This is a genomic window from Sphingomonas chungangi, assembly GCF_013778325.1.
GTDB lineage: Bacteria > Pseudomonadota > Alphaproteobacteria > Sphingomonadales > Sphingomonadaceae > Solisphingomonas > Solisphingomonas chungangi.
This window is the reverse complement of record NZ_JACEIB010000006.1, coordinates 24,999-48,204: the sequence shown is the minus strand read 5'-3', so window position 1 is coordinate 48,204 and position 23,206 is coordinate 24,999. Positions and strand designations below refer to the sequence as shown.

General features: G+C 67.5%; 23 protein-coding genes. 12 read left to right on the top strand and 11 right to left on the bottom strand.

What is annotated here, in order from left to right; genetic code table 11:
• Window positions 1-28 precede the first annotated feature (28 nt).
• Both HZF05_RS08360 and HZF05_RS08355 read left to right on the top strand, forming a co-directional pair.
• The gene (locus HZF05_RS08360; RefSeq protein ID WP_160365634.1) at window positions 29-1,549 is read left to right on the top strand and encodes a fumarate hydratase; all 1,521 of its coding nucleotides are present in this window, start codon (window positions 29-31) and stop codon (window positions 1,547-1,549) included.
• Between the two features lie 143 nt (window positions 1,550-1,692).
• Window positions 1,693-2,040, top strand: coding sequence for a hypothetical protein (locus tag HZF05_RS08355; protein WP_160365633.1), 348 nt, complete (start codon window positions 1,693-1,695; stop codon window positions 2,038-2,040).
• 42 nt (window positions 2,041-2,082) lie between these two features.
• Here HZF05_RS08355 and HZF05_RS08350 read toward each other — a convergent pair whose 3' ends face one another.
• The 3 genes from HZF05_RS08350 to HZF05_RS08340 are packed head-to-tail and all read right to left on the bottom strand — an operon-like array spanning window position 2,083 to window position 2,877.
• Window positions 2,083-2,256: a hypothetical protein gene (locus tag HZF05_RS08350; protein ID WP_160365632.1), complete on the bottom strand. Its 174-nt coding sequence runs from the start codon at window positions 2,254-2,256 to the stop codon at window positions 2,083-2,085.
• A 28-nt stretch (window positions 2,257-2,284) separates the two neighbouring features.
• Entirely contained in the window at window positions 2,285-2,476 is a 192-nt protein-coding gene (locus HZF05_RS08345) for a helix-turn-helix domain-containing protein (protein ID WP_160365631.1), read from the bottom strand.
• Window positions 2,473-2,877 (bottom strand): hypothetical protein, encoded by a 405-nt coding sequence (locus tag HZF05_RS08340; RefSeq protein ID WP_160365630.1) that lies wholly within the window; start codon window positions 2,875-2,877, stop codon window positions 2,473-2,475. The genes HZF05_RS08345 and HZF05_RS08340 overlap by 4 nt, the downstream gene beginning before the upstream one ends.
• 137 nt (window positions 2,878-3,014) lie before the next feature.
• Between HZF05_RS08340 and HZF05_RS08335 the strand changes: the two genes are divergently transcribed.
• The 4 genes from HZF05_RS08335 to HZF05_RS08320 all read left to right on the top strand — a co-directional run bounded on the left by HZF05_RS08335 (window position 3,015) and on the right by HZF05_RS08320 (window position 7,941).
• Window positions 3,015-4,100: an MBL fold metallo-hydrolase gene (locus tag HZF05_RS08335; RefSeq protein ID WP_160365629.1), complete on the top strand. Its 1,086-nt coding sequence runs from the start codon at window positions 3,015-3,017 to the stop codon at window positions 4,098-4,100.
• Between the two features lie 50 nt (window positions 4,101-4,150).
• Window positions 4,151-5,302, top strand: a complete 1,152-nt coding sequence (locus HZF05_RS08330) for a carbohydrate porin (protein ID WP_160365628.1) — start codon at window positions 4,151-4,153, stop codon at window positions 5,300-5,302.
• Between the two features lie 846 nt (window positions 5,303-6,148).
• A complete protein-coding gene (locus HZF05_RS08325; protein ID WP_160365627.1) occupies window positions 6,149-7,117 on the top strand; it encodes a YbjQ family protein in 969 nt (322 codons plus the stop codon).
• Complete coding sequence (locus HZF05_RS08320) at window positions 7,117-7,941, top strand: heavy metal-binding domain-containing protein (RefSeq protein WP_160365626.1); 825 nt, start codon at window positions 7,117-7,119, stop codon at window positions 7,939-7,941. Before HZF05_RS08325 ends, HZF05_RS08320 begins: the two co-directional genes overlap by 1 nt.
• Before the next feature lie 39 nt (window positions 7,942-7,980).
• Here the strand turns inward: HZF05_RS08320 and HZF05_RS08315 are convergent, their stop codons facing one another.
• The 4 genes from HZF05_RS08315 to HZF05_RS08300 all read right to left on the bottom strand — a co-directional run bounded on the left by HZF05_RS08315 (window position 7,981) and on the right by HZF05_RS08300 (window position 13,668).
• Window positions 7,981-8,394, bottom strand: coding sequence for a response regulator (locus tag HZF05_RS08315; RefSeq protein WP_160365625.1), 414 nt, complete (start codon window positions 8,392-8,394; stop codon window positions 7,981-7,983).
• Window positions 8,395-8,585: 191 nt separating this feature from the next.
• The gene (locus tag HZF05_RS08310; RefSeq protein ID WP_160365624.1) at window positions 8,586-10,424 is read right to left on the bottom strand and encodes a phosphoenolpyruvate carboxykinase (GTP); all 1,839 of its coding nucleotides are present in this window, start codon (window positions 10,422-10,424) and stop codon (window positions 8,586-8,588) included.
• A 206-nt stretch (window positions 10,425-10,630) separates the two neighbouring features.
• Window positions 10,631-13,084: a bifunctional diguanylate cyclase/phosphodiesterase gene (locus tag HZF05_RS08305; protein WP_343046855.1), complete on the bottom strand. Its 2,454-nt coding sequence runs from the start codon at window positions 13,082-13,084 to the stop codon at window positions 10,631-10,633.
• Window positions 13,081-13,668, bottom strand: coding sequence for a cupredoxin domain-containing protein (locus HZF05_RS08300; RefSeq protein ID WP_160365623.1), 588 nt, complete (start codon window positions 13,666-13,668; stop codon window positions 13,081-13,083). Before HZF05_RS08300 ends, HZF05_RS08305 begins: the two co-directional genes overlap by 4 nt.
• A gap of 118 nt (window positions 13,669-13,786) precedes the next feature.
• Between HZF05_RS08300 and HZF05_RS08295 the strand changes: the two genes are divergently transcribed.
• From HZF05_RS08295 to HZF05_RS08285, 3 genes are all read left to right on the top strand, one after another.
• The gene (locus HZF05_RS08295; protein WP_160365622.1) at window positions 13,787-14,665 is read left to right on the top strand and encodes a DUF3034 family protein; all 879 of its coding nucleotides are present in this window, start codon (window positions 13,787-13,789) and stop codon (window positions 14,663-14,665) included.
• Between the two features lie 11 nt (window positions 14,666-14,676).
• Window positions 14,677-15,147 (top strand): group I truncated hemoglobin, encoded by a 471-nt coding sequence (locus HZF05_RS08290; RefSeq protein WP_160365621.1) that lies wholly within the window; start codon window positions 14,677-14,679, stop codon window positions 15,145-15,147.
• 89 nt (window positions 15,148-15,236) lie between these two features.
• Complete coding sequence (locus HZF05_RS08285) at window positions 15,237-17,315, top strand: ATP-binding protein (RefSeq protein WP_160365620.1); 2,079 nt, start codon at window positions 15,237-15,239, stop codon at window positions 17,313-17,315.
• Here the strand turns inward: HZF05_RS08285 and HZF05_RS08280 are convergent.
• On the bottom strand, window positions 17,312-17,887 hold the full coding sequence (locus HZF05_RS08280) for a peptidylprolyl isomerase (protein ID WP_160365619.1): 576 nt from the start codon (window positions 17,885-17,887) through the stop codon (window positions 17,312-17,314). The genes HZF05_RS08285 and HZF05_RS08280 overlap by 4 nt on opposite strands.
• Window positions 17,888-18,006: 119 nt before the next feature.
• Between HZF05_RS08280 and HZF05_RS08275 the strand changes: the two genes are divergently transcribed.
• Entirely contained in the window at window positions 18,007-18,162 is a 156-nt protein-coding gene (locus HZF05_RS08275) for a DUF3309 family protein (protein WP_110154517.1), read from the top strand.
• Between the two features lie 21 nt (window positions 18,163-18,183).
• On the opposite strand, the gene HZF05_RS08270 is transcribed toward HZF05_RS08275, so the two are convergent.
• A complete protein-coding gene (locus HZF05_RS08270; protein ID WP_160365618.1) occupies window positions 18,184-19,380 on the bottom strand; it encodes an acyltransferase family protein in 1,197 nt (398 codons plus the stop codon).
• 144 nt (window positions 19,381-19,524) lie between these two features.
• Window positions 19,525-20,091: an OmpH family outer membrane protein gene (locus tag HZF05_RS08265; RefSeq protein WP_160365617.1), complete on the bottom strand. Its 567-nt coding sequence runs from the start codon at window positions 20,089-20,091 to the stop codon at window positions 19,525-19,527.
• A gap of 267 nt (window positions 20,092-20,358) precedes the next feature.
• Here HZF05_RS08265 and HZF05_RS08260 point away from each other — a divergent pair, with 267 nt between their 5' ends.
• Both HZF05_RS08260 and HZF05_RS08255 read left to right on the top strand, forming a co-directional pair.
• Window positions 20,359-21,096, top strand: coding sequence for a CsgG/HfaB family protein (locus tag HZF05_RS08260; protein ID WP_160366124.1), 738 nt, complete (start codon window positions 20,359-20,361; stop codon window positions 21,094-21,096).
• Window positions 21,097-21,353: 257 nt separating this feature from the next.
• On the top strand, window positions 21,354-21,917 hold the full coding sequence (locus tag HZF05_RS08255; RefSeq protein WP_160365616.1) for a hypothetical protein: 564 nt from the start codon (window positions 21,354-21,356) through the stop codon (window positions 21,915-21,917).
• Here HZF05_RS08255 and HZF05_RS08250 read toward each other — a convergent pair whose 3' ends face one another.
• Window positions 21,918-23,042 carry a sensor histidine kinase gene (locus HZF05_RS08250; protein ID WP_160365615.1) on the bottom strand — a complete coding sequence of 375 codons (1,125 nt, stop codon included), beginning with the start codon at window positions 23,040-23,042 and terminating at the stop codon, window positions 21,918-21,920. It abuts the gene before it with no gap.
• Window positions 23,043-23,206: the final 164 nt, after the last annotated feature.

The following is a 23,206-nucleotide window of genomic DNA, read 5'->3' as shown; positions in this document are numbered from 1 at the left end:
TCCGAATCTTCACCGGGCGGGACATCCCATGACGACCATCATCCGCGAAGCCGACCTGATCGAGAGCGTCGCCGACGCGCTGCAGTACATCTCCTACTATCACCCGATGGATTATATCCGCGCGCTGGGCGAGGCCTATGAGGCGGAGCAGGGGCCGGCCGCCAAGGACGCGATCGCGCAGATCCTCACCAATTCGCGGATGTGCGCGGAGGGGCATCGCCCGATCTGCCAGGATACCGGCATCGTCACCGTCTTCGTGAAGTGGGGCATGCAGTGCCAACTCGACATCGACAAGTCGCTGCAGGACGTGATCGACGAGGGCGTGCGCCGCGCCTACCTCCACCCGGAAAACCGGCTGCGCGCCTCGATCCTGCGCGATCCGGCGTTCGGGCGGGTCAACACCAAGGACAACACGCCCTGTGTCCTGAACGTCGAGATGGTGCCCGGCCGCTATGTCGAGGTGGCGGTGGCGGCCAAGGGCGGCGGCTCCGAGAACAAGTCCAAGTTCAAGATGATGAACCCGTCGGACTCGATCGTTGACTGGGTGCTGGAGATGATCCCGCAGATGGGCGCCGGCTGGTGCCCGCCGGGCATGCTCGGCATCGGCATCGGCGGCACTGCCGAGAAGGCGATGACGCTCGCCAAGGAATCGCTGATGGGCGATATCGACATGGCGCAGCTGAAGGCGCGCGGCCCCCAGAACAAAATCGAGGAACTGCGCATCGAGATCTTCGACAAGGTCAATGCGCTCGGCGTCGGCGCGCAGGGGCTGGGCGGCCTCGCCACCATCCTCGACGTGAAGATCATGGACTATCCGACCCATGCGGCCTCCAAGCCGGTGGCGATGATCCCCAATTGCGCGGCGACCCGCCACGCGCATTTCCATCTCGACGGCTCCGGTCCGGCCTATCTGCCGACGCCGAACCTCGATGAATGGCCCAAGGTGGAATGGGCGCCGTCGAAGGAGTCGATCCGCGTCGATCTCGACACGCTGACGCCCGAGGTGGTGGCGAGCTGGAAGCCGGGCGACCGGCTGCTGCTCAACGGCAAGATGCTGACCGGCCGCGACGCCGCGCACAAGCGCATCGCCGACATGCTGGCCAAGGGCGAGGAACTGCCCGTCGATTTCCGGGGTCGCGTGATCTATTATGTCGGCCCGGTCGATCCGGTCGGCGACGAGGTGGTCGGCCCCGCCGGCCCGACGACCGCCACCCGCATGGACAAGTTCACCAGGATGATGCTGGACCAGGGCCTGCTGGCGATGGTCGGCAAGGCCGAGCGCGGCCCGGCGGCGATCGAGGCGATCAAGGAAGCCAAGTCCGCGTACCTGATGGCGGTCGGTGGTGCTGCCTATCTCGTCTCGCGCGCGATCAAGGCGAGCAAGGTCGTCGGCTTCGAGGATCTCGGCATGGAGGCGATCTACGAATTCTCCGTGCAGGACATGCCGGTGACGGTCGCGGTCGATGCCGAGGGCACCAGCGTCCACAACACCGGCCCGCTGGTCTGGCGCGAGAAGATCCGCAAGGAAGGCCTGCTGGAAACGGCGTGATGCGCTGGTGGTCGGGCGAAGAGGCGCGTTTCCAGTCGCCTCTCTCACCCGAGGAATGCGCCGACAGACTTCGGGCGCGGGTCGTATCACTGTGGAAGCCTTTCGGCGGCGGTGATTTCGCCGGGACGATCAGGCGATTGTGCGTGACGATCACGCCCCGACGCATCGCATGGCGGAATTCGTGGCAAACATGGTATGTCGGACGGATCGAGCCGAACGGCTCCGGATCTCTGATCGCCGGGCATTTCAGGGTGGCTCAACCCGTTAAGGTCTTCATGGCCTGCTGGTTCGGCGGCGTCACGCTGTTCGGGCTGGCCTTCGCTGGCACCTCGATCGCCCGGCAGTCCGCGTCATGGATGACCATCGTTCCCCTTGGCATGCTCGGCTTTGGGATCGCCCTGGTGCGGATCGGGATGTGGATGGCGCGCGACGATCGCAGCGCCATTTCCACCATGCTCGCCGAGACACTGGTCGCGGGTGAAATACGCTGACGTCGCCGTCGCCGCCCGACCATTTTACCGAAAATTCACACATCATTCCGTCTGAGCATCGATTTCGCCGCGAGCGAGAACGAGAGCCAGTCCGTGTGCCGAGATGCTGAAGGAGAGGTGCTCGGCGGGGATGGCCTTGTGGGCCGGGGCGCCGTGGGTGAGCAGGTATGGCACCATCACAAGGCAGGCGATGCGGGCGATCAATGGGATAGGCATGATGGGTCTCCTGAAAATTGGGGCGGTCTCAATCGGCCGAGAAGATCGCCTCGATCGGCAGCTCGAACAGCGCGGCGATGCGGAAGGCGAGCGGGAGCGAGGGATCGTATTTCCCCGTCTCGATCGCGTTGACGCTCTGGCGCGATACCTCCAGCCGCTCGGCGAGATCGGCCTGGCTCCAGTTGCGCTCGGCGCGCAGCACCTTGAGGCGGTTGTTCACGACCAGCTCCCTTCGGTGATGCGGTTGACCAACTGGCCGATGCCGAGCCCGGCGAACCAGAGGATCGAGACCCAATAGGTTTCGACATGGTGGACCATCCCGAAACTTTCGAGGAAGCCCCAGCCGGTGGCGATGCTGAGCGAGAAACCGCTGCCGTAGAGCGTCTGGCGGATCAGCAGCATGCGCAGATATTCGTCGCTCTCTTCGACGATATAGCCGCCGATCGCGGCGAAGATGCCGATGATCGGCAGCGCCGGCAGGATCGCGACGATCCAGGCGAGCGGGCCGGAAACGGCGTGATGCTTGAACAGCCAGACGGCACCGATCAGCAGGCCGGCATAGATCAGGCTCAGCCCGATCACGCGCTTGTTGTAGCGCTTCTGGGCGGGGGAACAGATCATGGTCAAGTCTCCATGTCTTGATGACAAGGACGCTTTACCATCGAGTCGCGATATAGTCAAGCAGACTTGTCATTATGACTTGCGTGCTTGTCGGATACTGCCTTGAACGGCGGCGCAGCGATGCCCACGTCCGTCGAATGCTGATATGGATCGGGCGCCTCGGCGCCGGCTTGCTCGTGCTGGTGCTGCTCGCGGTGCTGGCGATGGCTTTGGCGCCGCGCTTCCTCGATCGCATCTATTATCGCGGCCCCGCCTCCGATCATTTCGACGGGGAGCGCTTCTTCAATCCGGGCGAACGGCCATCGGGCGATCGGCGCGGCTTCTCCTTCTTCCGCTTCCTGCGCTTCGCCTTCGGGATGGACCGCGCGCCGTGGCCGAAGCGCGTGCCGGTCGCGCAGGCGGTGCCGCCGTCGCGCGTCGAGGGCCAGGATATGCGGGCGACCTGGATCGGCCACGCGACGGTGCTGGTCCAGACGCAGGGGCTCAACATCCTGACCGATCCCGTCTGGTCGGAGCGCGCCTCGCCCTTCGGCTTCATGGGCCCGAAGCGGGTGGCAGACGCCGGCGTCGCCTTCGGCGATCTTCCCAAGATCGATGTCGTGCTGCTCAGCCACAATCACTACGACCATCTCGATCTCGCGACGCTGGAGCGGCTCTGGAAGCGCGACCGGCCGCTGATCGTCACCCCGCTCGGCAACGACACGATCCTGCGCACGCGTGGAATCGAGGCTGTCGCCAGGGACTGGGGCGAGCGAGTGGCGATCCGCCCCGGCATCGAGGTGATCGTCGAGCGCGTCCACCACTGGGGATCGCGCTGGGGGGCGGACCGCGACCGCGCCTTGTGGGGCGGCCTCACCGTCACGCTGCCGGGCGGCAACCTCTTCTTCGCGGGCGACACCGGCTGGGGCGACGGCAGCTGGACGCTGGGCGTCGCGGCGAACGGCCCGCATCGGCTCGCGCTCATCCCGATCGGCGCCTATCTGCCGCGCGAGCTGATGCGCGGCAGCCATGTCGGTCCGGACGAGGCGGTCGCGATCTTCCGCGCGATCGGTGCGGAGCGGGCGCTGGGCATCCACTGGGGCACCTTCCAGCTTTCGGAAGAGGGGATCGAGGCACCCGCCGCGATATTGGCGGAAGAAATCGGGTCGGCGGGTTTCGCAGCGGATCGGTTCCGCACGATGGCGCCGGGAGGCGTGTGGGAGGTGCCCCGTCTCGGAACCTGACCCGGCACCGTTTTCACAGGACTGCCTTTTTCTCTCGCTAACCTGGCCGGATGCGCGGGGGACGGTTCAAGACGGGATGGCGATCGGCGTGCGCGCTGGCGCTTCTGACGTTCGCGCCGGCCGCCGCGCGGGCGGAGACGCCACCCCTCGTCATCCACTATATCGGCGACCTCAGCACCGACGCCTCCGGCGGGCGCGATACGGGCACGAAATGGGTCAGCCGTCTCGACGTCGCTTATTCCACCAGCGACCGGCTGTTCGGCATCGACGGCGCCCATGCCCAGGCGGATATCATGCTGCTGCGCGGAGGCGGTTTCTCGGCGGTGCATTCGGGCGACTATCAGGTGGTCGACAATATCGATGCGCCGCACGCCATCCGCCCTTACGAGATCTGGCTGGAAATGCCCTTCGGCTCGAGAATCCGCGCCAAGGCCGGGCTGATCGACCTGAACAATGAGTTCGATCAGCAATATGTCGGCGCGCTGTTCCTCAACAGCTCGTTCGGGATCGGGCCGGACCTGTCGCAATCCGGCCCGAACGGGCCCTCCATCTTCCCGATCACCGCGCCGGGCATGGTCGTCGCCTACCAGCCGCCCGGCTGGACGGCGCGGATCGGACTGTTCGATGCGCGCTCGGGCGATGTCGCGCATCCGCATCGCTTCTGGCCGGACAGCTTCGGCGCCGACGGCGCGCTGGTGATCGGCGAGGCGCACCGCCAGATCGGCCCGCTCGTCGCGGTGCAGGCTGGCGGCTGGGGCTATACCAGCAGCCAGCCCCGGCTCGACGGCCACGGGGCGGGCACCAGTGCCGGCGGCTACGCCATGATCGAGGCGCGCCTGATCGGCCATCAGGACGGACGCGCGCTGCGCGTCTGGCTGCGCGGCGGTGGTGCGACCGACGTGACCGAGCCGGTCCAGATCTATCTCGGCGGCGGCCTGACCTGGACAACAGCCCATGCGGCCTACGGCATCGCCTTCGCCCATGCCCGGCTCGGCGATCCGGCGCATCGCATTCCCATCGAGAACGCCCACCCCGATCGCGCCGAGACGGCGATCGAGGCGACGGCGCGCTGGCGGCTGGCGACCGGCGTCGAGATCCAGCCCGACGTGCAGTATATCGTCCATCCGGGCTGGAACCCCGCCTATCGCAACGCCGTGGTGATGGCGCTGCGGCTGGATGTCACGAGGCTGGTGGGGCTCTAGCCCGAAGCCTCCTCCCTTTCAGGGAGAGAAGAAGCTTGACATTATGAACCATTTGGGTTATAAACCGCGGCGTTCGCCAAACCCGAAGCGCACGGGGGCGAAGGACGGGAACCGGGTCCGCGATGCTCGCATCGCAGCCCCGGGCGGCCGGCGCGGAGTCATCCGGTTCAAAGCCGAAGCTTCGCTGAAACAGAGTAACCCCGGGACTGTCGTGACACCCTGCCAGGCCAACCGTGGGCAGGAGCTTCCGGTCCCGAACCAAAAGTCTGGACGCGGCTCAGGTTACGATCCGCACTTGCTTACCCCAAGCCGTCCAGCAACCGGGTGCCATTGGCAAAGGACGCGCCGGCCGTAACCTCCCCCTGTCCTGATTCTACGGGTGAGGTGTGCCCGAAATTCGCCGCACCCCCTTGCGTCTCCCGAATCCGAAACCGGTATAGCCACAGCTCGGAATAGCGCCCGTTGCCGTCTCTGGCTGTTCATCTTACCAGACGCAGCGATATGGGGCAGACGTCTTGATGTGGCAGCGGAGATCATCTTTGAAAACCATAAAACTCGTGTTGGCTATCGCCCTGAAATCCGTGTTCTGCCTGGTTCTTTCATGGGCACTGATCATGCTCACGCTGGGGCACATACTGAACTATCTCCATATATCTCTTCCGATCGGCCTGTTGGCCCTGCCATGTGCGGTCGCGATGTTCATGTTTTTCTCCAGACTGGAGAAATCCAGAACGGAATAAGCGGGCACGTCCCCCTTTCAAATCGCCCCGCCCGTCTCGACGCCTCCGCGCTTGCTTCGGCCCGCGCGGCCGCTAGCATGACGCGACCGGTCCGGAGTCCAGACCCATGGCGTTGTTCCCGCGTAACCCCGTGACGCCGCGTTCCACCGAGGAGCATGAGCGCCGCGCCCGCGAATGGGAAGCCGCGCTCCAGCACCAGACGCTGCCAGGCTTCGTCGCCGAACGGCTCCAGCAGGCCGCGATCGGCAAGCAGCCCTGGGTCGCGACGATGACGCCCGCCGAGCTGCTGCTCGCCAAGAGCCACGGCGTCCGCCCCATCGCCACCGTGTCGGGCACCTGCTGGTTCCATTACGGCTGGAGCTGGACCGAGGGGCACGAGGAAGGCTGGCACCACGCGCTCAACCGCATCCGCTGCGAGGCGCGGGCCGCCGGCGCCAATGCGGTGGTGGACGTCCGCATGCGCACGCTGCGCCACAGCTTCGGCCCGAGCATGGATTTCACCCTGATCGGCACCGCCATCCGCATCGAGCGCCTGCCCCCCAGCCCCGAGCCGATCGTCGCCACCGTCCCCGCGCTGGAGTTCGTACGGCTGCTGGAGATGGGGATCGTGCCGGTCGGCATCGCGGTCGGCGCGCGCTACGACTGGCTGGGGCTCAACAATTTCAACGGCGGCGGCTGGGGCAATGGCTGGCAGGGCCGGCAGACCCAGTGGCAGACCAGCGTCTTCGCCGGCAACCAGCCGCTCACCGAGCTCGGCGGTTTCTGGGAGGGCATCCGCCGCGACGCGCACGCCGCGCTGCGCGCCAACGCCCGCCAGATGGGCAACGGCGTGCTCGCCCACACCCATTTCGGCCAGATCCTCAAGCGCGAGCAGGGCGACAAGCAGCCGCCCGCCTATCTCGGCCGCCACATCGTCGTCGGCACCGTGGTCGACACGCCGCGCGGCGCCGACGTGCCGCACGACATCGATCCGGTGATCGACATGCGCGACGGCGCGACCCCGCTCAAGCGCACCGGCGAGGTGCGCCACGCCGTCTACGACACCGACACATCCGAAGAGGAAGGCAGCATCTGATGACCGACGCGCACGGCCAGTCCATTCCCGAGCACGCGCTGCAGCGCCTCGCCGGCCTGCGCAGCCAGGGCCATCCCGACGGCATCTTCACCTCGGATTTCTCGGTCAACGAGTTCCTGCTGGTGCGCAAGGCCGGGTTCGAGCCGGTCGGCCTGTGCGTGGGCTCGTGCATCTATCATCTCGGCTTCCAGTTCGCCTCCTGGGGATCGAACATGGAGCTGGATGTGCTCTCCACCGCCATGTACGAGGCGCGCGCGCTCGCCATGGAGCGGATGCGCGAGGAGGCCCAGCAGATGGGCGCGGACGGCATCGTCGGCGTGCGCCTGACGGTGAAACGCCTCGAATGGGACGACAAGATCCTCGAGTTCGTGGCGATCGGCACCGGCGTGGTGCACGCCAAGGGGCATCCGGGCTTCAAGGGGCCGAACGGCCAGCCCTTCACCTCGGCGCTGACCGGCCAGGATTTCTGGACGCTGCTGGCGGCCGGCTATCGCCCGCTGGAGATGGTGATGGGCAGTTGCGTCTATCATGTGGCGCGGCGCGGGCCGCTGGCGGCGATCTCCAGCATCGGCCAGAATGTCGAGCTGACGAACTTCTCCCTCGCCCTCTACGAAGCGCGCGAGATCGCGATGGAGAGGATGCAGACCGAGGCCAGCCAGGCGGGCGCCGAGGGCGTCGTCGGCGCGGACCTGCACGAGGGCAGCCACAATTGGTCCCCGCACGTCATCGAATTCTTCGCGATCGGCACGGCCGTGCTGCCGATCCCGGGCCACGAGGCGGACGATATTCCCGATCCAAAGCTGGTGCTGTCGGTGAACAGCTAGAGCCGGCAGTCCCCCGTCCCTGAAAGGGGGAGCAGTTCTTCACGCCCGCAGTCGCACTGGCACGCGATCGACATGGCTGCGCGCCGCGACCGCCAGGGTGCGGATGAACAGGCCGGCATGGCTGACGATCCGCCCTTTGTCGAAGCAGGCATCGGCGCCGTGGGCGAGCGCGCGCAGAGTCTCGGGCGATCCGGTCTGGGTCGCGGCGGAGACCACCACGATGGCGGGGCGCCGCTCGCGCGTCTCGTCCAGATAGCCGAGGCCGTCGCAGCCCGGCATGACGAGATCGAGCGTGATCACATCGGGCAGGGTCACGGCGATCTGTCCGCGCGCGCTCTCCACGCTGCTGGCCGAGCCGACGAGCGTGCAGGAGAAGCTCCGCTCGATGACCCGGCAGAGGATGTGGCGGACGACGGAGGAATCGTCGATCACGAAGACGCGGACTGGGGACATAGCGAGCACTTCATCGTTGCGGTGACGACGAGGTCTGCGCCTCCCGCTGCTCCGATGACAGATCGACGATGGTCGGAAATGGAGCTTTCTCGGGCGTATTTACCGTGTTGCGCGAGATTTGGTTGAGGATAGAGCCAGAGTTCCCCTCCCTGGAAGGGAGGGGACTAAGAGATAGGGAGGAGGCTACGAACTCAAGCCGCGGCCAGCCGCCCTTCCAGCGCCGCCTGCTCGTCCTTCATCGCGCCCGGCACGCGATCGCCGAGCTTGGCGAGATCGCGCGCTGCGAGGCTGGCTTCCTCGCGCCAGATCTCGGCGTCAACGCGGAGCAGCTCGGCGAGCTTTTCCGGCGCCAGATCAAGGCCCGAGAGATCGAGCGAGCCCGGCGTCGGCACATGGCCGATCGGCGTATCGACCGCCTCGGCCGTGCCCTCGATCCGCTCGACGATCCACTTGAGGACGCGGCTGTTGTCGCCGAAGCCCGGCCACAGGAACTTGCCGTCGGCGCCCTTGCGGAACCAGTTGACCAGATAGATGCGGGGCAGCTGCGCCGGATCGGACGCAGCTTCCTTGCCGATGCGCAGCCAATGGCGCAGGTAATCCGCCATGTTGTAGCCGCAGAAGGGCAGCATCGCGAAGGGATCGCGGCGCAGTTCGCCCACCTTGTTCTCGGCCGCCGCCGTGCCTTCCGACGCGATGTTGGCGGCGAGATAGACGCCGTGCTGCCAGTCGAACGCCTCGGTGACGAGCGGCACCGCCGTAGCGCGGCGGCCGCCGAACAGGATCGCCGATATCGGCACGCCGGCCGGATCCTCCCACTCGCCGGCAATCGACGGGCACTGATCGGCCGGCGCGGTGAAGCGGGCATTGGGGTGCGCGGCGGGCTTGCCCGAGGCCGGGTCCCAGCGGTTGCCCTGCCAATCGGTCATGCCGACGGCCGGGGGCGCATCGGTCATGCCTTCCCACCAGATGTCGCCGTCGTCGGTCAGCGCGGTGTTGGTGAAGATGCAGTTGCCGGTCAGCGTGTCGATGGCGTTCTTGTTGGTCTTGACGCCAGTGCCCGGCGCCACGCCGAAGAAGCCGGCCTCCGGATTCACCGCATAGAGCCGCCCGTCCTTGCCGAAGCGCATCCAGGCGATGTCGTCGCCGATCGTCTCGGCCTTCCAGCCGGGGATGGTCGGCTCCAGCATCGCCATGTTGGTCTTGCCGCAGGCGCTGGGGAAGGCGGCGGCGACGTAATGGACCTTCTGCTCGGGCGAGGTGAGCTTGAGGATCAGCATGTGCTCGGCGAGCCAGCCGTTGTCGCGCGCCATCACGCTGGCGATGCGCAGCGCGAAGCATTTCTTGCCGAGCAGCGCATTGCCGCCATAGCCCGATCCGTAGGACCAGATCTCGCGCGTCTCGGGATAATGGACGATATACTTGGTCTCGTTGCACGGCCAGGCGACGTCCTTGGCGCCGTCGATCAGCGGCATGCCGACGGTGTGGACGCACTTCACGAAGAAGCCGTCGTCGCCCAGCATGTCGAGCGCGGCCTTGCCCATGCGCGTCATGATCTTCATCGACACGACGACATAGGGGCTGTCGCTCAGCTCGACGCCGATCGCCGACTTGTCCGATCCGATCGGCCCCATGCAGTAAGGCACCACGTACATGGTGCGGCCCTTCATGCAGCCGTCGAACAGCGGATCGAGCGTGTCACGCATCTCCTTTGGGTCGGCCCAGTTGTTGGTGGCGCCGGCGTCCGCCTCATCTTCCGAGCAGATGAAGGTGCGGCTCTCGACGCGGGCGACGTCGCGCGGATCGGAGCGGGCGTAGAAGCTGTTGGGACGCTTCGCCGGATCGAGCGGAACGAGCGTTCCGGCCGCCACCATCTCGGCGGTCAGCTCGGTCCACTCCGCATCGGAGCCGTCGCACCAGCGGATTGCCTCCGGCTTGGTCAGAGCAGCGATTTCCTCCACCCAGGCGAGCAGCGCGCGATGGCTGGTCGGCGCCGCAGTCTCGGTTTCGGGAGTCTTGATCAAGGTCGCCATGCACTGCTCCTGTTGCGGCGCACATCATCGCGGCACCGTCTCTCCACGCGGGGATCGGCATCGGGATGCGCGATTCCCCACAGAACTGAGCATAATGTAGCGGGACGGAAGCCCGCCCGCCTTATGACAACGATGGTAATGAGTCACGGTTTCGAGACAAAAGTGCCGATTTGCCCGTTATTTATCAGATTTATTGCGCGGATTTATCAACGTCCAGCCGCCTGGAGCGGCGCCGAAAGAGGCTTGGGGGGCTCCGCAAACACACGTTCGATGGGCACCGGATCGAGCTCCGGTGTCCGCTTCATGCCTTGATCCTGCAGCAATTTCCGCACGCCCTCGACGGTCAGCGGCCGGCTGAACAGATAGCCCTGGATGCTGCTGCACCCCTGGCTGCGCAGTGCGGCGAGCTGCTCGGGGTCCTCGACGCCCTCAGCGGTCGTCTCCATGTGAAAGGCGCCGGCGAGATCGACGATCGCCCGCACGATGGCCGCGGCCGAGGCGTCGCCGGCGATCGGCGCCACGAAGCTGCGGTCGATCTTGATCTTGTCGAAGGGGAAGCTGCGCAGGTAGCTGAGCGACGAGTAGCCGGTACCGAAATCGTCGAGCGCGATGCGGATGCCGAGCGCGCGCAGGCGATGCAGCAGGTCGAGCGTCGGGCCGCTGCCCTCGAGGAAGACCGACTCCGTGATCTCGATCTCCAGCCGTCGCGGATCGAGGCCGGAACGCGACAGCGCCTGCACCACGATATTGGCGAAACCGGAGTTGCGGAACTGGATCGCCGAGACGTTGACCGCGATGCGCATATCCTCGGGCCAGCGCTGCGCTTCGCGGCAGGCTTCGTGCAGCGCCCATTCGCCCATCGCGACGATCAGCCCGCTCTCCTCGGCGACGGGAATGAACTCGACCGGCGAGACCAGCCCACGAGTCGGATGATCCCATCGCATCAGCGCCTCGAAGCCGCAGATGCGATCGGCCTTCAGATCGAAGATCGGCTGATAGTCGAGCCGGAACTGTCCCTTGTGAAGCGCCTCGCGCAGATCGAGCTCGATCTGGCGCCGCCTGCGCGCGGCGGCATCGAGGCCAGGCTCGAAGAAGCGGAACACGCCACGCCCATCCTGCTTGGCACGGTAGAGCGCGAGGTCGGCATTCTTGAGCAGGCCGCTGGGATCGTCGCCGTCGCCGGGCGCCACCGCGATGCCGATGCTGCAGCCGGTGAGGATCGAGTGACCGCTTACCATTACCGGCTCACGGAACGCGTCGATGATCGACTGGGCGAGCGCGCGCGGCCTGTCACCCTCGAAGCGCGGCAGCACGATGGCGAACTCGTCGCCTGAGAGGCGCGCGACAATGCCGTCGGTGGCACGTGCCGAGACGATCTCGCCGACCACGCGCAGCAAGGCATCTCCGGTCGGATGGCCGAAACTGTCGTTGACGATCTTGAAGCCATCGAGATCGAGGCACAGCACCGCGACCTGCTCGCCGAGCCGGACGGCGCGGCCGAGCGCGGCGTCGAGCTGCTGGCGGAACAGCACGCGGTTGGGCAGCCCGGTGAGAGTGTCGTGGAAGGCGAGGTGCGCGATGCGGTTCTCGCGCTCGACGATGCCCGCCGACATGCGGTTGAAGCTGACGGCGAGGCGGCCGATCTCGTCATGCCCGATGACGGTGACCTCGGCGCGGCTCCCCTCCTCCAGCGCGCGCGCCGCATCGTCGAGCGCGACGATCGGTCGCGCGATGCTGCCGGCGAGGCGGTCGCTGCCCCACAGCACGAGGATCAGACCGATCAGACCGGACAGCACGATGCCGATCTGCAGCGAGCGATAGGGTGCCAGCGCCTTGGCCAGCGGATAGGTGAGCAGCAACATCGCCTCGGGCCTGTCCGAGGTCGAGGCGAGCGGGCGGGCGAGCGCGATGGCGCTGCCCTCCGACGTGCGGATCAGCGCCGGCCGATCCTGGTGCGAGCCATCGGCGCCCATGAAGCGATCGACCGCACCGGCGGGAAGTCGAAGCCCGCCCGTCGCCGGCACCCAGCCCGTCCCGTCGTGGCGCAGGATGGTGGCAGTGAGCGGGATGGCGGAGAGCTTTTCCAGCGCCTGCATCTCGCCTTCGTCGAGCGGCACGGCGAACACCACCCAGCCGATCTCGGTCGGCGCCAGGATCGGCGAGACGACCACGCGATAGACAGCCCGGCCGCTCGTCACGGTGGCGTCGTGGCGTCCCGCGGCAAGCTTGTAGGGGATGGTTCCGACGGTCCGGCGCAGCGTTTCGGAGGCGCCACCGATCACATCGCCGTCCTGCGTCACGACGAAGGCATAGGGCACGCCGACGCGCTGACGGAGGTTGGCGAGCGCGGAGAGGATGGTCGCCTGGTCGCCGCTCGCCACCGCAGCGCGAAAGCCGAAGTCGCGCGCCAGCACATCGGCGGAATCGGCCAGCGATGAGGCGCGCAGCGCCCGGATGCGATCGAACACGCTGCCCGAGGTGACCAGCTCGGCGCGCACCGAGCTTTGCGCGTGCCGCTCGATCATCACCTGGCCGACGATGCCCACCGCCAGCATCGCGATCGCGAACAGCCCGGTGTAGAGCACTGCGAGGCGCGTGCGGATGTGACCGAAGCGCAGCCGGTGCAAGGTTTCGAACGCGCGGGCGAGGCGCGCGATCACGGCGTCGTCACCACCTGCGAGACGCTGCCCGCGACGTTCAGCGACTGAGCAGTCTGGTTGTCGGGCGCGCGTATGGCCGGCGACCACACCTTCAGCGTCGCCGCCCCGTCCGGCACGTTGGAGATCACTGCCCGCCCGCTCGCGTCGGTCTTCGCCGCATAGGGCGTGTCGACCACCACGATGAAGCCGGACATCTGGTCATGGATGTTGCAGCCGATCGCCACCACGCCGGGCTTGTCGAAGGTGACGGTGCGCTTGTCCTCGTGCCCGTAGAGCTTCAGTTCGAACTTCTTGGGCTTGGAGAAGGAGTAAACGTGGTGGCGGACGTTATCCATGTTCGGAAATGTCACGTCCGCGCCCACGGGCGCGATCAGCACATGCGGCTGGAAGCTGATATTCTGCTGCTTCACCACGTTCGGCCACGGAAAATGGATCGGCCCGGCGGGTGCGTGCGGACTGACCACCATCACCACCGCATCGGCGATCGGCGCACCGTTCGCGCCCCTCACCTGCACGGTGACGGTGCCCGCCGCCGCGGTGCCGGCCAGCAGGAAGCCTCCCAGAAGCGCAATCGTCCTCAACATAAATTACGCAAATAATGGCAACGGGTTGCGGGTTTCTTAAGGCAAAGCCGCTTTACGCCACCGTAACCATGCGTGGGGCATGAGCCGCCCGGACGATCCGTTTCGGAGGAAAACCCGCATGCCGCCTCGCCTGCCCTTGCTAGCCCTGCTGGCCGGACTGGCGCTCGCCACTCCGGCGCAAGCGGGCCAGGAGATGCGGGCCGGCGGCAAGCTGGTGCTGACCGACGGCGTCTCCTCGGTCGAGGGCGCGGCCGGCGGCGGCCTTGCGACTTGGGCGCTGATCGGCGGCAACGAGACCAGGGACGGCATCGGCGGCAGCGCGCACGTCACCTATGTTCCGCTCGCCGACTACAGCCTGACCAGCTACGGCGCCGCGATCGGCATCATGGACCGGGTGGAGCTGAGCTACACCCGCCAGGTGTTCGACACCCACGAGGTCGGCGCCGCGCTGGGCCTGGGCAAGGGCTTCACCTTCGATCAGGACGTGCTCGGTGCCAAGCTCCGTCTGCTCGGCGATGCCGTCTACGATCAGGATAGCTGGCTCCCGCAGGTCTCGGTCGGCGCGCAGTACAAGCATGCGAACCGCGGCACGATCATCCATGCGGTGGGCGGCGCGCACGACAGCGGCACCGACTTCTTCGTATCCGCCACCAAGATCCTGCTCGGCCAGAGCCTCGTGCTGGACGGCACGGTGCGCGCCACCAAGGCCAACCAGTTCGGGCTGCTCGGCTTCGGCGGCGACAGGCATGACAGTTATTCGGCCCAGTTCGAGGGCTCGGCCGCCGTGCTGCTCACCCGCAAGCTCGCGGTCGGCGGCGAAGCGCGCACCAAGCCCGACAATCTCGGCTTCGCGCGCGAGGATGCGGCGTGGGATGCCTTCGCGGCCTATGCGGTCACCAAGAACGTCTCGCTCACCGCTGCCTATGTCGATCTCGGCTCGATCGCGACCGTGAAGGGCCAGCGCGGCGCCTTCCTCTCCCTCCAGACCAGCTTCTGAAGGATCAGACCATGCTTCCCGTCCTCCTCGCCCTCGCCGCCTCCGCCATGCCCGTCCCGCCCGGCGAGCAGCCGGTCGATCCCTATGCACAGAGCGATGCCAATGCCGGCGCCATGCGGTTCCAGGGCCAAAGCATGTGGCACGCCTTCCACGAGCAGGCCGGCGTCCAGCGCATCGTCGACGGCTTCGTCGATCGCGACATCGCCGACCCGGTGATCGGCGAGATCTTCAAGGGGCAGGACATCGTCCGCCTGCGCCGCACGCTCAAGGAGCAGTTCTGTTATATCCTGAACGGCGGCTGCGCCTATTCGGGCCGCACGATGAAGGAGGCCCACAAGAATCTGGGCATCCAGATCAAGGACATGAACGTCCTCGTCGTGAACCTGCAGAAGGCGATGGCGGCGGAAGGCGTGCCCTTCTTCGCGCAGAACCGCTTCCTGGCGAAGCTGGCGCCGATGAAGAAAGATGTCGTCGTCCGTTGATCAGGCCTTGCGACGAATGGCTAAGAGTCTGCTAATATCTGCCATGCTACCGCCCCCGAACTAGGGGGAGCGCACGAGGCAGCTTGTTGATGGACGGCGTCGAGCAAGGTCCGGTTTCGCATCATGCGGCATGGTCGCGGCTGATCGCGGCCGGCGAGCGGCTGGCGACGGCGCGCTCGATGAAGGCGGTCGTCGACATCCTGCGCGCCACCGCCCGCGACATCGCCGGGGCCGACGGCATCGCGGTGGTGCTGCGCGACGGCGAGTTCTGCCATTACGCTGCCGAGGATGCGGTCGGCGCGCTGTGGACCGGCCAGCGCTTCCCGATGGTCAACTGCATCTCCGGCTGGGCGATGATGAACCGCCAGACGGTCGCCATCCCCGATATCCGGCTGGACGAGCGTATCCCCCAGGCGGCCTACCGGCCCACCTTCGTGCGCAGTCTGGTGATGGTGCCGGTGGGCAACCCCCGCCCGGTCGCCGCGATCGGCGCCTATTGGTCGGATGTGCGCGACCATGCGCAGGAGACTGTCGAGCGGCTCGAGGCGCTGGCCCGGTCCGCCGCGATCGCGCTCGAGAACATCCGCCTGCTCGAATCGGTGCAGGAGAGCGACCGGCTGCGCGCGCTGGCGCTGGCGGCGGGCGGCATGGGCGTCTGGTCATACGACGTCCGCACGGGCGAACTGACCACCAGCGAGGCATTCCGCGCCAGCATCGGCCGCGATCCGGCCGAGCCTCTGAGCCGCGACGAGCTGGTCGCCGCCATCCCCCCGGAGGATTATGCGGCGGTGGACGCGGCGGCATCTCGCAGCATGGCGGAAGGCACGGACTACGATATCGAGCATCGAGTCCTTACACCTGCCGGCGAGACACGGTGGATCGCGAACCGCGCCCGCCCCGTCTTCGCGGCGGATGGCTCGCCGCTTTCGCTGATCGGGGTGTCGATGGACATCACCGCCCGCAAACGGATGGAAGACGAGTTGCGCGGCTGGGCCACCACGCTGGAGCAGCGCGTCGAACATCGCACCGCCGAACTGGTCCAGGCGCAGGAACAATTGTGTCGGTCGCAGAAGCTGGAGGCGATGGGCCAGCTGACCGGCGGCGTCGCGCATGATTTCAACAATCTGCTGACGCCCATCATGGGCAGTCTCGACATGCTCCACCGCAAGGGCCTCGGCACCGATCGCGAGAAGAGGCTGGTCGGCGGCGCGCTCGAATCCGCCGAGCGGGCGCGGATGCTCGTCCAGCGTCTGCTCGCCTTCGCGCGCCGCCAGCCGCTGACGCCCCAGCCGATCGACGTCTCGGCGCTGCTCGTCGAGATCGGCCCGCTGATCGGCACCACACTGGGGCCGCGCATCGCGCTCACCATCGATGCGCCGACGCCGCTGCCGCCCGCCTTCGCCGACCGCAACCAGATCGAGATGGCCCTGCTCAACCTCGCGGTGAACGCGCGCGACGCCATGCCCGATGGCGGGCGTCTGACCGTCGCGGCAGTGACCGAAGACGCCGCTGCGGGTCATGCGGCGGATCTGGCGGAAGGCCGCTACGTGCGGCTCACCGTATCGGACACCGGCATCGGCATGGACGAGGAGACCCGCACCCGCGCGGTCGAGCCCTTCTATTCCACCAAGCGTACCGGCGAGGGCACCGGCCTCGGCCTGTCGATGGTGCACGGCCTGATGAGCCAGCTGGGCGGCGCGATGGCGCTGACGAGCGCGCCGGGCGTCGGCACGCAGGTCGATCTGTGGCTCCCCGTGTCGGCTCGCCCGCTGGTCGTCGAGCTCAGGATCGCGGAGGAGCCCGAAATGCCCGCGGCAGGTACCGTCCTGTTGGTCGACGACCAGGATCTCGTCCGCGCGACCACCGCGCATATGCTCGAGGAACTGGGCTTCGGCATCATCCACGCGCGATCGGGCGAGGAGGCGCTGCGCCTCATCGGCGAGGGCGCCATCTTCGACATCGTCGTCACAGATCACCTGATGCCCGGCATCACCGGCGCCGAACTCGCGCAGACCATCCGGGGCCGGGTGCCCAACGCGAAGATCCTGCTCGTCTCGGGCTATGCCGACGAGGGCATTGCGGCCGATCTCCCGCGCCTCGCCAAACCCTTCCGCGCCGCCGACCTCGCCGAGCGCGTGCACAGCCTGCTGCGGGACGAAGCCGCCTAGGGCAGCCGCCGCGCCGAAATGATGCGGACCGGCTTCACCATCTGCTGCCCGGCCGTCTCCTTGGACCAGCCGCCCGGATAGGTCTTCGCGGCCAGCATCCTGCGGACCAGCGGCATCCCGCTGACGACATGCCCGAAGGCGGCATAGCCCGGGTCCTTGCGCGTCGCGTCGAGATAGCGGCCGTCGCCCACCACGATGAAGAAGTCGCCGGTCGCGGTGCCCGGATCGTCCCGCGCCATCGATAGCGTGCCGTCGACATGGTGCAGGCCGGTGAGGCTCGTCGGCTCGTGCCGGATCGGCTTGAGCACGCGGGTCATCATGTTGTTGGTACCGCCCTGCACGAAGCCTTCCTTCGGCCGGCCATCGGCGCGCGCGGCGCGGTAGAAGCTCATCTGGTCGAAGCGGTGCTGATCGACATAAGCGAGGAAGTTCGCCGCCGTGACGGGCGCGTGGCGTGCGTCGACCTCCACCACGACCGGTCCGATGTCCGTATCGATCGCCACGCGCACCGGTTTCGGCGGCGCGGCCGCGAGCAGGAACAGGGCAAGAAGCGGGAGGAAGCGCCGGGTCATGCCGCCTCGATGATAGCCGTCGCGCCGATCGGCAAGCTCTTTCCCGAAATCGCGTTCAGGAACCGGATCGTCACCCCGTCTGTTTCCCCGCCGATACAAGTTATTGGGAGTTGGACATCATGCTCGGCACGATCCTGATCATCATCCTGATCCTCATGCTGCTCGGCGCGCTGCCGAGCTGGGGCTATAGCCGCAGCTGGGGCTACGGCCCCTCGGGCGGCCTCGGCCTGATCCTGATCATCCTGATCATCCTGGTGCTGCTCGGCCGGGTCTGATCCGTCCGTTCCGTCGCCCCGTCAGACCGGAGGAACGGTCTCCGGGGCGACGACGGCCGGGACCGCGCCCTTCGCCGGCCCGGCCTTCAATCCGATCAGCGGCCTCAGCCAGCGCACCTCGCGTCCGGCCAGGTAGAAGGCCCAGCAGCCCCCGATGGTCGCCGCGACCAGCAACAGGAAGGCGGGCAGCGGCGCGATCCCCGATCCCATCATCCAGTAGCCGACGACGATGATGATCGTCTGGTGGATCAGGTAGAAGGGAAACACCGCCTCTGCCAGCATCGGCCGCCAGCGGTGATCGACGTTCCACCAGCGATCGGCGACGCCGATCAGCGCGATCATCGCGCCCCACGCCTCGGCCGACTGCGCCCAACCGTGCATCGCCCACAGCGATTGCGGCGCGATCGTCGAGCCGTAGCGTAGCTCGAACCACGCCAGCACCGCATAGCCCGCCACCGACAGCACGGCCGCCAGCGGCCACCAGCGCGCGATCGCGGCGCGGATCGGCTCGGAGCCGCGCAACAGGAAGCCGAACAGGAACATCGGCAGATAATGGGCGTGCGCGCTCCAGTCCGTGATGAGCAGGTGGTTGTCCTCCCACCCGGCCTCGAACGACGCGCGCGCATAATAGACGAAGGCGATGCCCGCCGGCACCAGCAGAGGCCCGCCGAACAGCAGCTCCGCCCCGCGCCGCCCCAGCGCGCGCATCCGCTCCGGCAGTGCCAGCACGGCGCAGAGCAGCAGGGTATAGCCGATCAGATAGGCGACGAACCACAGGTGCATCCAGGTCGGCACGATGACGCCGTCGATCGCGCTGAAGCTGTAATAGTCGCGCACGAGGAAGGTCGCGAAGTCGTCACGATAGCCGTAATGGGTGATCAGCCAGATCCACGGCTGCGGCGTCACCAGCACGGCCATGCCGAACAGCAGGGGGATGCCGAGCCGCGCGAGCCGCGAGGTCAGAAAGGCGCCGATGCCGCCCTTCTCGCGCGCGAACAGAGCCGCGCTGGCATAGCCCGAGACCGCGAACAGGAGGGACAGCCGCCAAGGGCTCGTCAGCATCATCAGCGCGGTCGCCCAGCCGATCGGCGGGTTCGCCACCTTCACCTGGAAATCCCACGGCACGAAAGCCATGCCGACATGATAGAGGATCAACAGCTGGAAGGCGCCGATCCGCAGCCAGTCCATCCCATAATGCCGGCCCGACGCCTGGCCCATCAATCCCGAAACTCCGATGACGATCGCATGACAGGCTCCGACCTAGCAGCAAGCCGCCGGTTCAGGGAGTCCGGACGCGCGGGAGCCAGGCGCGCCGCACCTTGGCGCCCGCGCATGATCGGGGAATGAACGGGTGCGCGCGCCCTACTTCGCCGGGGCCGGCTGCTGCGGCGGGGTGATGCTTGGCTGCGGGAAGCTGCTGTTGAGCTGCTGGAGGACGGTGCCGGTCACGTCGGCAGCAGGATCGCTCGCCAGCACCGATCCCTTGGCGATCACCACCGAGGCCCGGCGATCGGCGCGGATCTGCTCGGCGATCGGACGCGCATGCTCGACGATCTGCTGGCGGACGTAGGCGGCCGCCTGCTGGAGCTGCTGGTTGAGCACCTGCACCTGCTGCTGGATCTGTTCTACCCGCTGCGCCGCCTGCTGGAGCGCTGGCGAGGGCGGCGTGCCGGGCTTGGCCGCCCGCGCCGCGCTGAGCTGCGTCCGATAGGCCTGCGCCGCGGATGTATAGGACGTCTGCACCGAGGCGGACTGCGCGTCGAACTTGGCGTGCAGCTGCGCGGTGCCGCTCTGCGCGGCGGCGGAACGTGTGAGCAGCTGGTCGAAATCGACCACCAGCACGCTGGGGCCGGCGGAGGCCGCGTGCGCGGGCGCCCCTGCGATCGCCATCACTCCGGCACAGATCAGCGCCTTGAACACCTTGCCCATCGAATATCCTCCCTCATCCCCCGGAAATCCCGTATTGTCCGGACCTTACGCGCACATCGGGACAGCGGCAATCTCCGCCCGTCCTCCGCGCGCGCCGCAAGGTTCCTCAGGACACAGGGTCTTCGTCGCAGCGCGCTGCACTTCCGTCGACGGACGCGCGCTCGGACGGTCCGTGCGTGGGACATGACGAGCGCCGCGGCCGGGAGCGCGGCACCAACAAGGGGTCCGTCCGTCATGCCGTCCAAGTCGATCCGCGTCGTCGCCGCCATGGCGAGCGTCGCCGCCCTGATCACCGCCTCGCCCGCCGCCGCCGATCCGTCCTCGGCGCGCAAGGCGCAGGCCGGCGGCACGCAGGACATTCCGCGCTGCACGCGCAGCCTCGGCACGGTCGCGATCGTCGAGCCCGACAACCAGTGGTGGCGAGAGCTCAATCTCGGCAGCCCCGAGGCGATCCTCAAGGTCTTCATCAACCAGTCCGGCTGCTTCACCATGGTGAACCGCGGCGCGGCGATGGCGAGCCGCAACATGGAACGCGCCATGGCGGATTCGGGCGAGTTGCAGGCCGGATCGAACCTCGGCCGCGGCCAGGTGAAGGCAGCCGACTATTTCCTCCAACCCGACATCGTCTCCAGCAACAACCATAGCGGCGGCAACAATATCGGCGGCGCGCTCGGCGGCCTGATGGGCCACGGCTTCGGCGCGGTGCTGGGCGGCATCAGCGTCAACAAGAAGGAAGCCAACGTCACGCTCAGCCTCGTCAACGCCCGCACCACCGAGGAGCAGGCAATGACCGAGGGCTATTACCGCAAGTCCGACCTGTCCTTCGGCGCCGGCGGCGGTGGCGGCTGGTGGGGCGGCTTCGCGGCGGCGGGCGGCGGCGGCTACCAGGATACCGCGATCGGCCAGGTCATCGTGCTCGCCTATCTGGATGCCTATACCAAGCTCGTCACCCAGCTCGGCGGCCTGCCCTCCAACGCAGCCGCGGCGGCGCCGATCGCACGCTGACCTCATCCTTTCGTCACCGGGGGAAATGGCCATCCGACCTTCACGGGTCGGGTGGCCATTTTTTGCGCGACGAACCCGGCATCGCGCGCGACCGGGACGCGAAGCACGGCCTTCGTCGTACCGTCTGCTCCGTTCGCCGAATCGCCGAACGCCATGGCGGCTTGATCGCGAAGCGCCCGACAGGACGGCGGCGGCGATGCAGAGGGGATCGGTGAACAGGGCCACGCATTCCGCGCCGCCCGCAACCGGAACCGATCATGGCCTACGTCGATACCCGCCCGCACGAACTGGTCTGGAGCCCACGCTTCGCCGTGCGCCTTCCGATCGCCGCCCGGCCGCTGCTTCAGCGGGTGGAGCGCGACGTGCTGCTGGCATCGCGCCATGACCGGGTTTCCAGCCTCGAAGGCCGAACTCCGCTTCGCCGCTGGATCTGCCGCCTGTTCGGCTTCGAGGTCGCCAATCGCCTCGCCGATCCCCGGCTGGAGGCGTTGCGCCGCTTCGTCGTGCTGTTCCGTCGCAGGGGCGAACGCCTGCCCGCGGCCGAGCAGGCCCGGCTCGTCGCCGCGGGTTTCTTGCCGCTGCAGATCGCCGAGGTCCGGCGGCTGGTCGAGGCCGAGCGTGCACCCCGCAAGGCCCGTTGGAAGCGCCGCTATCTGGCGCTGGTCGCGCTGGCCTTCGCGCTGGAGGCGGTGATCTTCCGCCTGGCCTCGGCCTATTTCTCGGATGGGCTGGTCGGCTTCGCCTTCGCGCTCACCACGGCGGTCGCCGGCTCGCCGCTGATCGGCTTCCTGCGTCGGGGCCCCACCCCTGCGCCGCGCTGATCAGGCCGCGAGCGCCGCCGCGCGATGGGCCGCGTCCGCCACGCCGATCGCCGGAAGGCGCACCAGCGCGCAATATCCGCCTTGCGGCTGCGGCCCGGCCTCGAGCCCGGCGGAGGCGCCATAGCTCAGCGTCAGCCGCTCGCGGACGTTGGTGAGGCCGACGCCGGCCCCACCGGCAACATCCCCGGCGCCCTCGCCGTCGTCGCGCACAGCGATCACCACATCGCCCCCTACGAGCGAGGCGACGATCTCGACCGTCACCATCCGGCGGGCCGGCGCGACGCCATACTTCATCGCATTCTCGACCAGCGGCTGGATCAGGAAGGGCGGCACCTGCGCGCCCCGGAGCTCGGCAGGCAGCACGATGCTGGTCTCCAGCCGGTCGTCGAAACGGACGCGCTCGACGTCGAGATAGGCCTCGACCGTCTCGATCTCGTCCTCCAGCCGGACCATCCCGCCCTCGCGCGCGTCGAGAGTGGCGCGCAGGAAGCCGGAGAGGCGGCCGATCATCTCCTCGGCCTGCGCGGCGCGACCGACCACGACAAGGCTGGACAGCGCATTGAGCGCGTTGAACAGGAAGTGCGGATTGAGCTGGAAGCGGAGCGAGGCGAGCTGCGTCGCCCGCTCGCTGGCGCGGGCGAGGACGAGCTCGTCGGTGCGGGCGCGGAGCGAGAAATAGGCCTGCTGCACGGCGATCAGCGCCACCCACATCATATTGGCGTAGAAGTTGATCGGGAAAGCGTGGATCACGCCGTTGTCGAACGGCTGGACGGCCGGATTGCGGACTCCCGTCCACGTCCGGGCCTGCGTATCGAACACGGATTGAGCGATCGTGACGACCAGCACGCCCAGGATCATCAGGGCCCAGCGCAGACGCGGCTGCAGCCGGTCGCTGGCGATCAGCGCGACGAGCAGCGGCAGATCGCACAGCGTGTCGCCAAGCACCATGATGATGCCGGTGGTCACCAGCGTGCCGGCATGGAACTGACCGAGCATGATCTGGGAGCCGCAATAGACGAGGAGGACCATGCCCTCGATCGCGCACAAGGTAAGGAACGCCGTCCACAATGCGGACGGTCGCTGCCGGCCGATGCCGGTAGCGGTAATGGGCCCCTCTGCGGTCATCGACCGATCCCTGAAAACCGTTCGCAAAATATGCGAATCGCGGCACCTCTGCAAGCGAGCCACATCTTCGTCGCACCAAAGCGCAGGTTGGTCATCGCCCCATTGCGCGCGGCCTGCACTCCGTCTTCAAATATCCCGATGCGTTTTGGTACCGGGGGTGATCT

What these genes read in the sequence shown, in the direction of transcription:
- HZF05_RS08260 (WP_160366124.1), top strand. Translation starts at nt 20,359, where the DNA reads ATGGCGAGCGTCGCCGCCCTGATCACCGCCTCGCCCGCCGCCGCCGAT.
- HZF05_RS08300 (WP_160365623.1), bottom strand. Translation starts at nt 13,668, where the DNA reads ATGTTGAGGACGATTGCGCTTCTGGGAGGCTTCCTGCTGGCCGGCACC.
- HZF05_RS08335 (WP_160365629.1), top strand. Translation starts at nt 3,015, where the DNA reads ATGCTGATATGGATCGGGCGCCTCGGCGCCGGCTTGCTCGTGCTGGTG.
- HZF05_RS08330 (WP_160365628.1), top strand. Translation starts at nt 4,151, where the DNA reads ATGCGCGGGGGACGGTTCAAGACGGGATGGCGATCGGCGTGCGCGCTG.
- HZF05_RS08350 (WP_160365632.1), bottom strand. Translation starts at nt 2,256, where the DNA reads ATGCCTATCCCATTGATCGCCCGCATCGCCTGCCTTGTGATGGTGCCA.
- HZF05_RS08285 (WP_160365620.1), top strand. Translation starts at nt 15,237, where the DNA reads ATGGACGGCGTCGAGCAAGGTCCGGTTTCGCATCATGCGGCATGGTCG.
- HZF05_RS08320 (WP_160365626.1), top strand. Translation starts at nt 7,117, where the DNA reads ATGACCGACGCGCACGGCCAGTCCATTCCCGAGCACGCGCTGCAGCGC.
- HZF05_RS08255 (WP_160365616.1), top strand. Translation starts at nt 21,354, where the DNA reads ATGGCCTACGTCGATACCCGCCCGCACGAACTGGTCTGGAGCCCACGC.
- HZF05_RS08325 (WP_160365627.1), top strand. Translation starts at nt 6,149, where the DNA reads ATGGCGTTGTTCCCGCGTAACCCCGTGACGCCGCGTTCCACCGAGGAG.
- HZF05_RS08275 (WP_110154517.1), top strand. Translation starts at nt 18,007, where the DNA reads ATGCTCGGCACGATCCTGATCATCATCCTGATCCTCATGCTGCTCGGC.
- HZF05_RS08310 (WP_160365624.1), bottom strand. Translation starts at nt 10,424, where the DNA reads ATGGCGACCTTGATCAAGACTCCCGAAACCGAGACTGCGGCGCCGACC.
- HZF05_RS08270 (WP_160365618.1), bottom strand. Translation starts at nt 19,380, where the DNA reads ATGGGCCAGGCGTCGGGCCGGCATTATGGGATGGACTGGCTGCGGATC.
- HZF05_RS08315 (WP_160365625.1), bottom strand. Translation starts at nt 8,394, where the DNA reads ATGTCCCCAGTCCGCGTCTTCGTGATCGACGATTCCTCCGTCGTCCGC.
- HZF05_RS08250 (WP_160365615.1), bottom strand. Translation starts at nt 23,042, where the DNA reads ATGACCGCAGAGGGGCCCATTACCGCTACCGGCATCGGCCGGCAGCGA.
- HZF05_RS08360 (WP_160365634.1), top strand. Translation starts at nt 29, where the DNA reads ATGACGACCATCATCCGCGAAGCCGACCTGATCGAGAGCGTCGCCGAC.
- HZF05_RS08290 (WP_160365621.1), top strand. Translation starts at nt 14,677, where the DNA reads ATGCTTCCCGTCCTCCTCGCCCTCGCCGCCTCCGCCATGCCCGTCCCG.
- HZF05_RS08340 (WP_160365630.1), bottom strand. Translation starts at nt 2,877, where the DNA reads ATGATCTGTTCCCCCGCCCAGAAGCGCTACAACAAGCGCGTGATCGGG.
- HZF05_RS08280 (WP_160365619.1), bottom strand. Translation starts at nt 17,887, where the DNA reads ATGACCCGGCGCTTCCTCCCGCTTCTTGCCCTGTTCCTGCTCGCGGCC.
- HZF05_RS08265 (WP_160365617.1), bottom strand. Translation starts at nt 20,091, where the DNA reads ATGGGCAAGGTGTTCAAGGCGCTGATCTGTGCCGGAGTGATGGCGATC.
- HZF05_RS08295 (WP_160365622.1), top strand. Translation starts at nt 13,787, where the DNA reads ATGCCGCCTCGCCTGCCCTTGCTAGCCCTGCTGGCCGGACTGGCGCTC.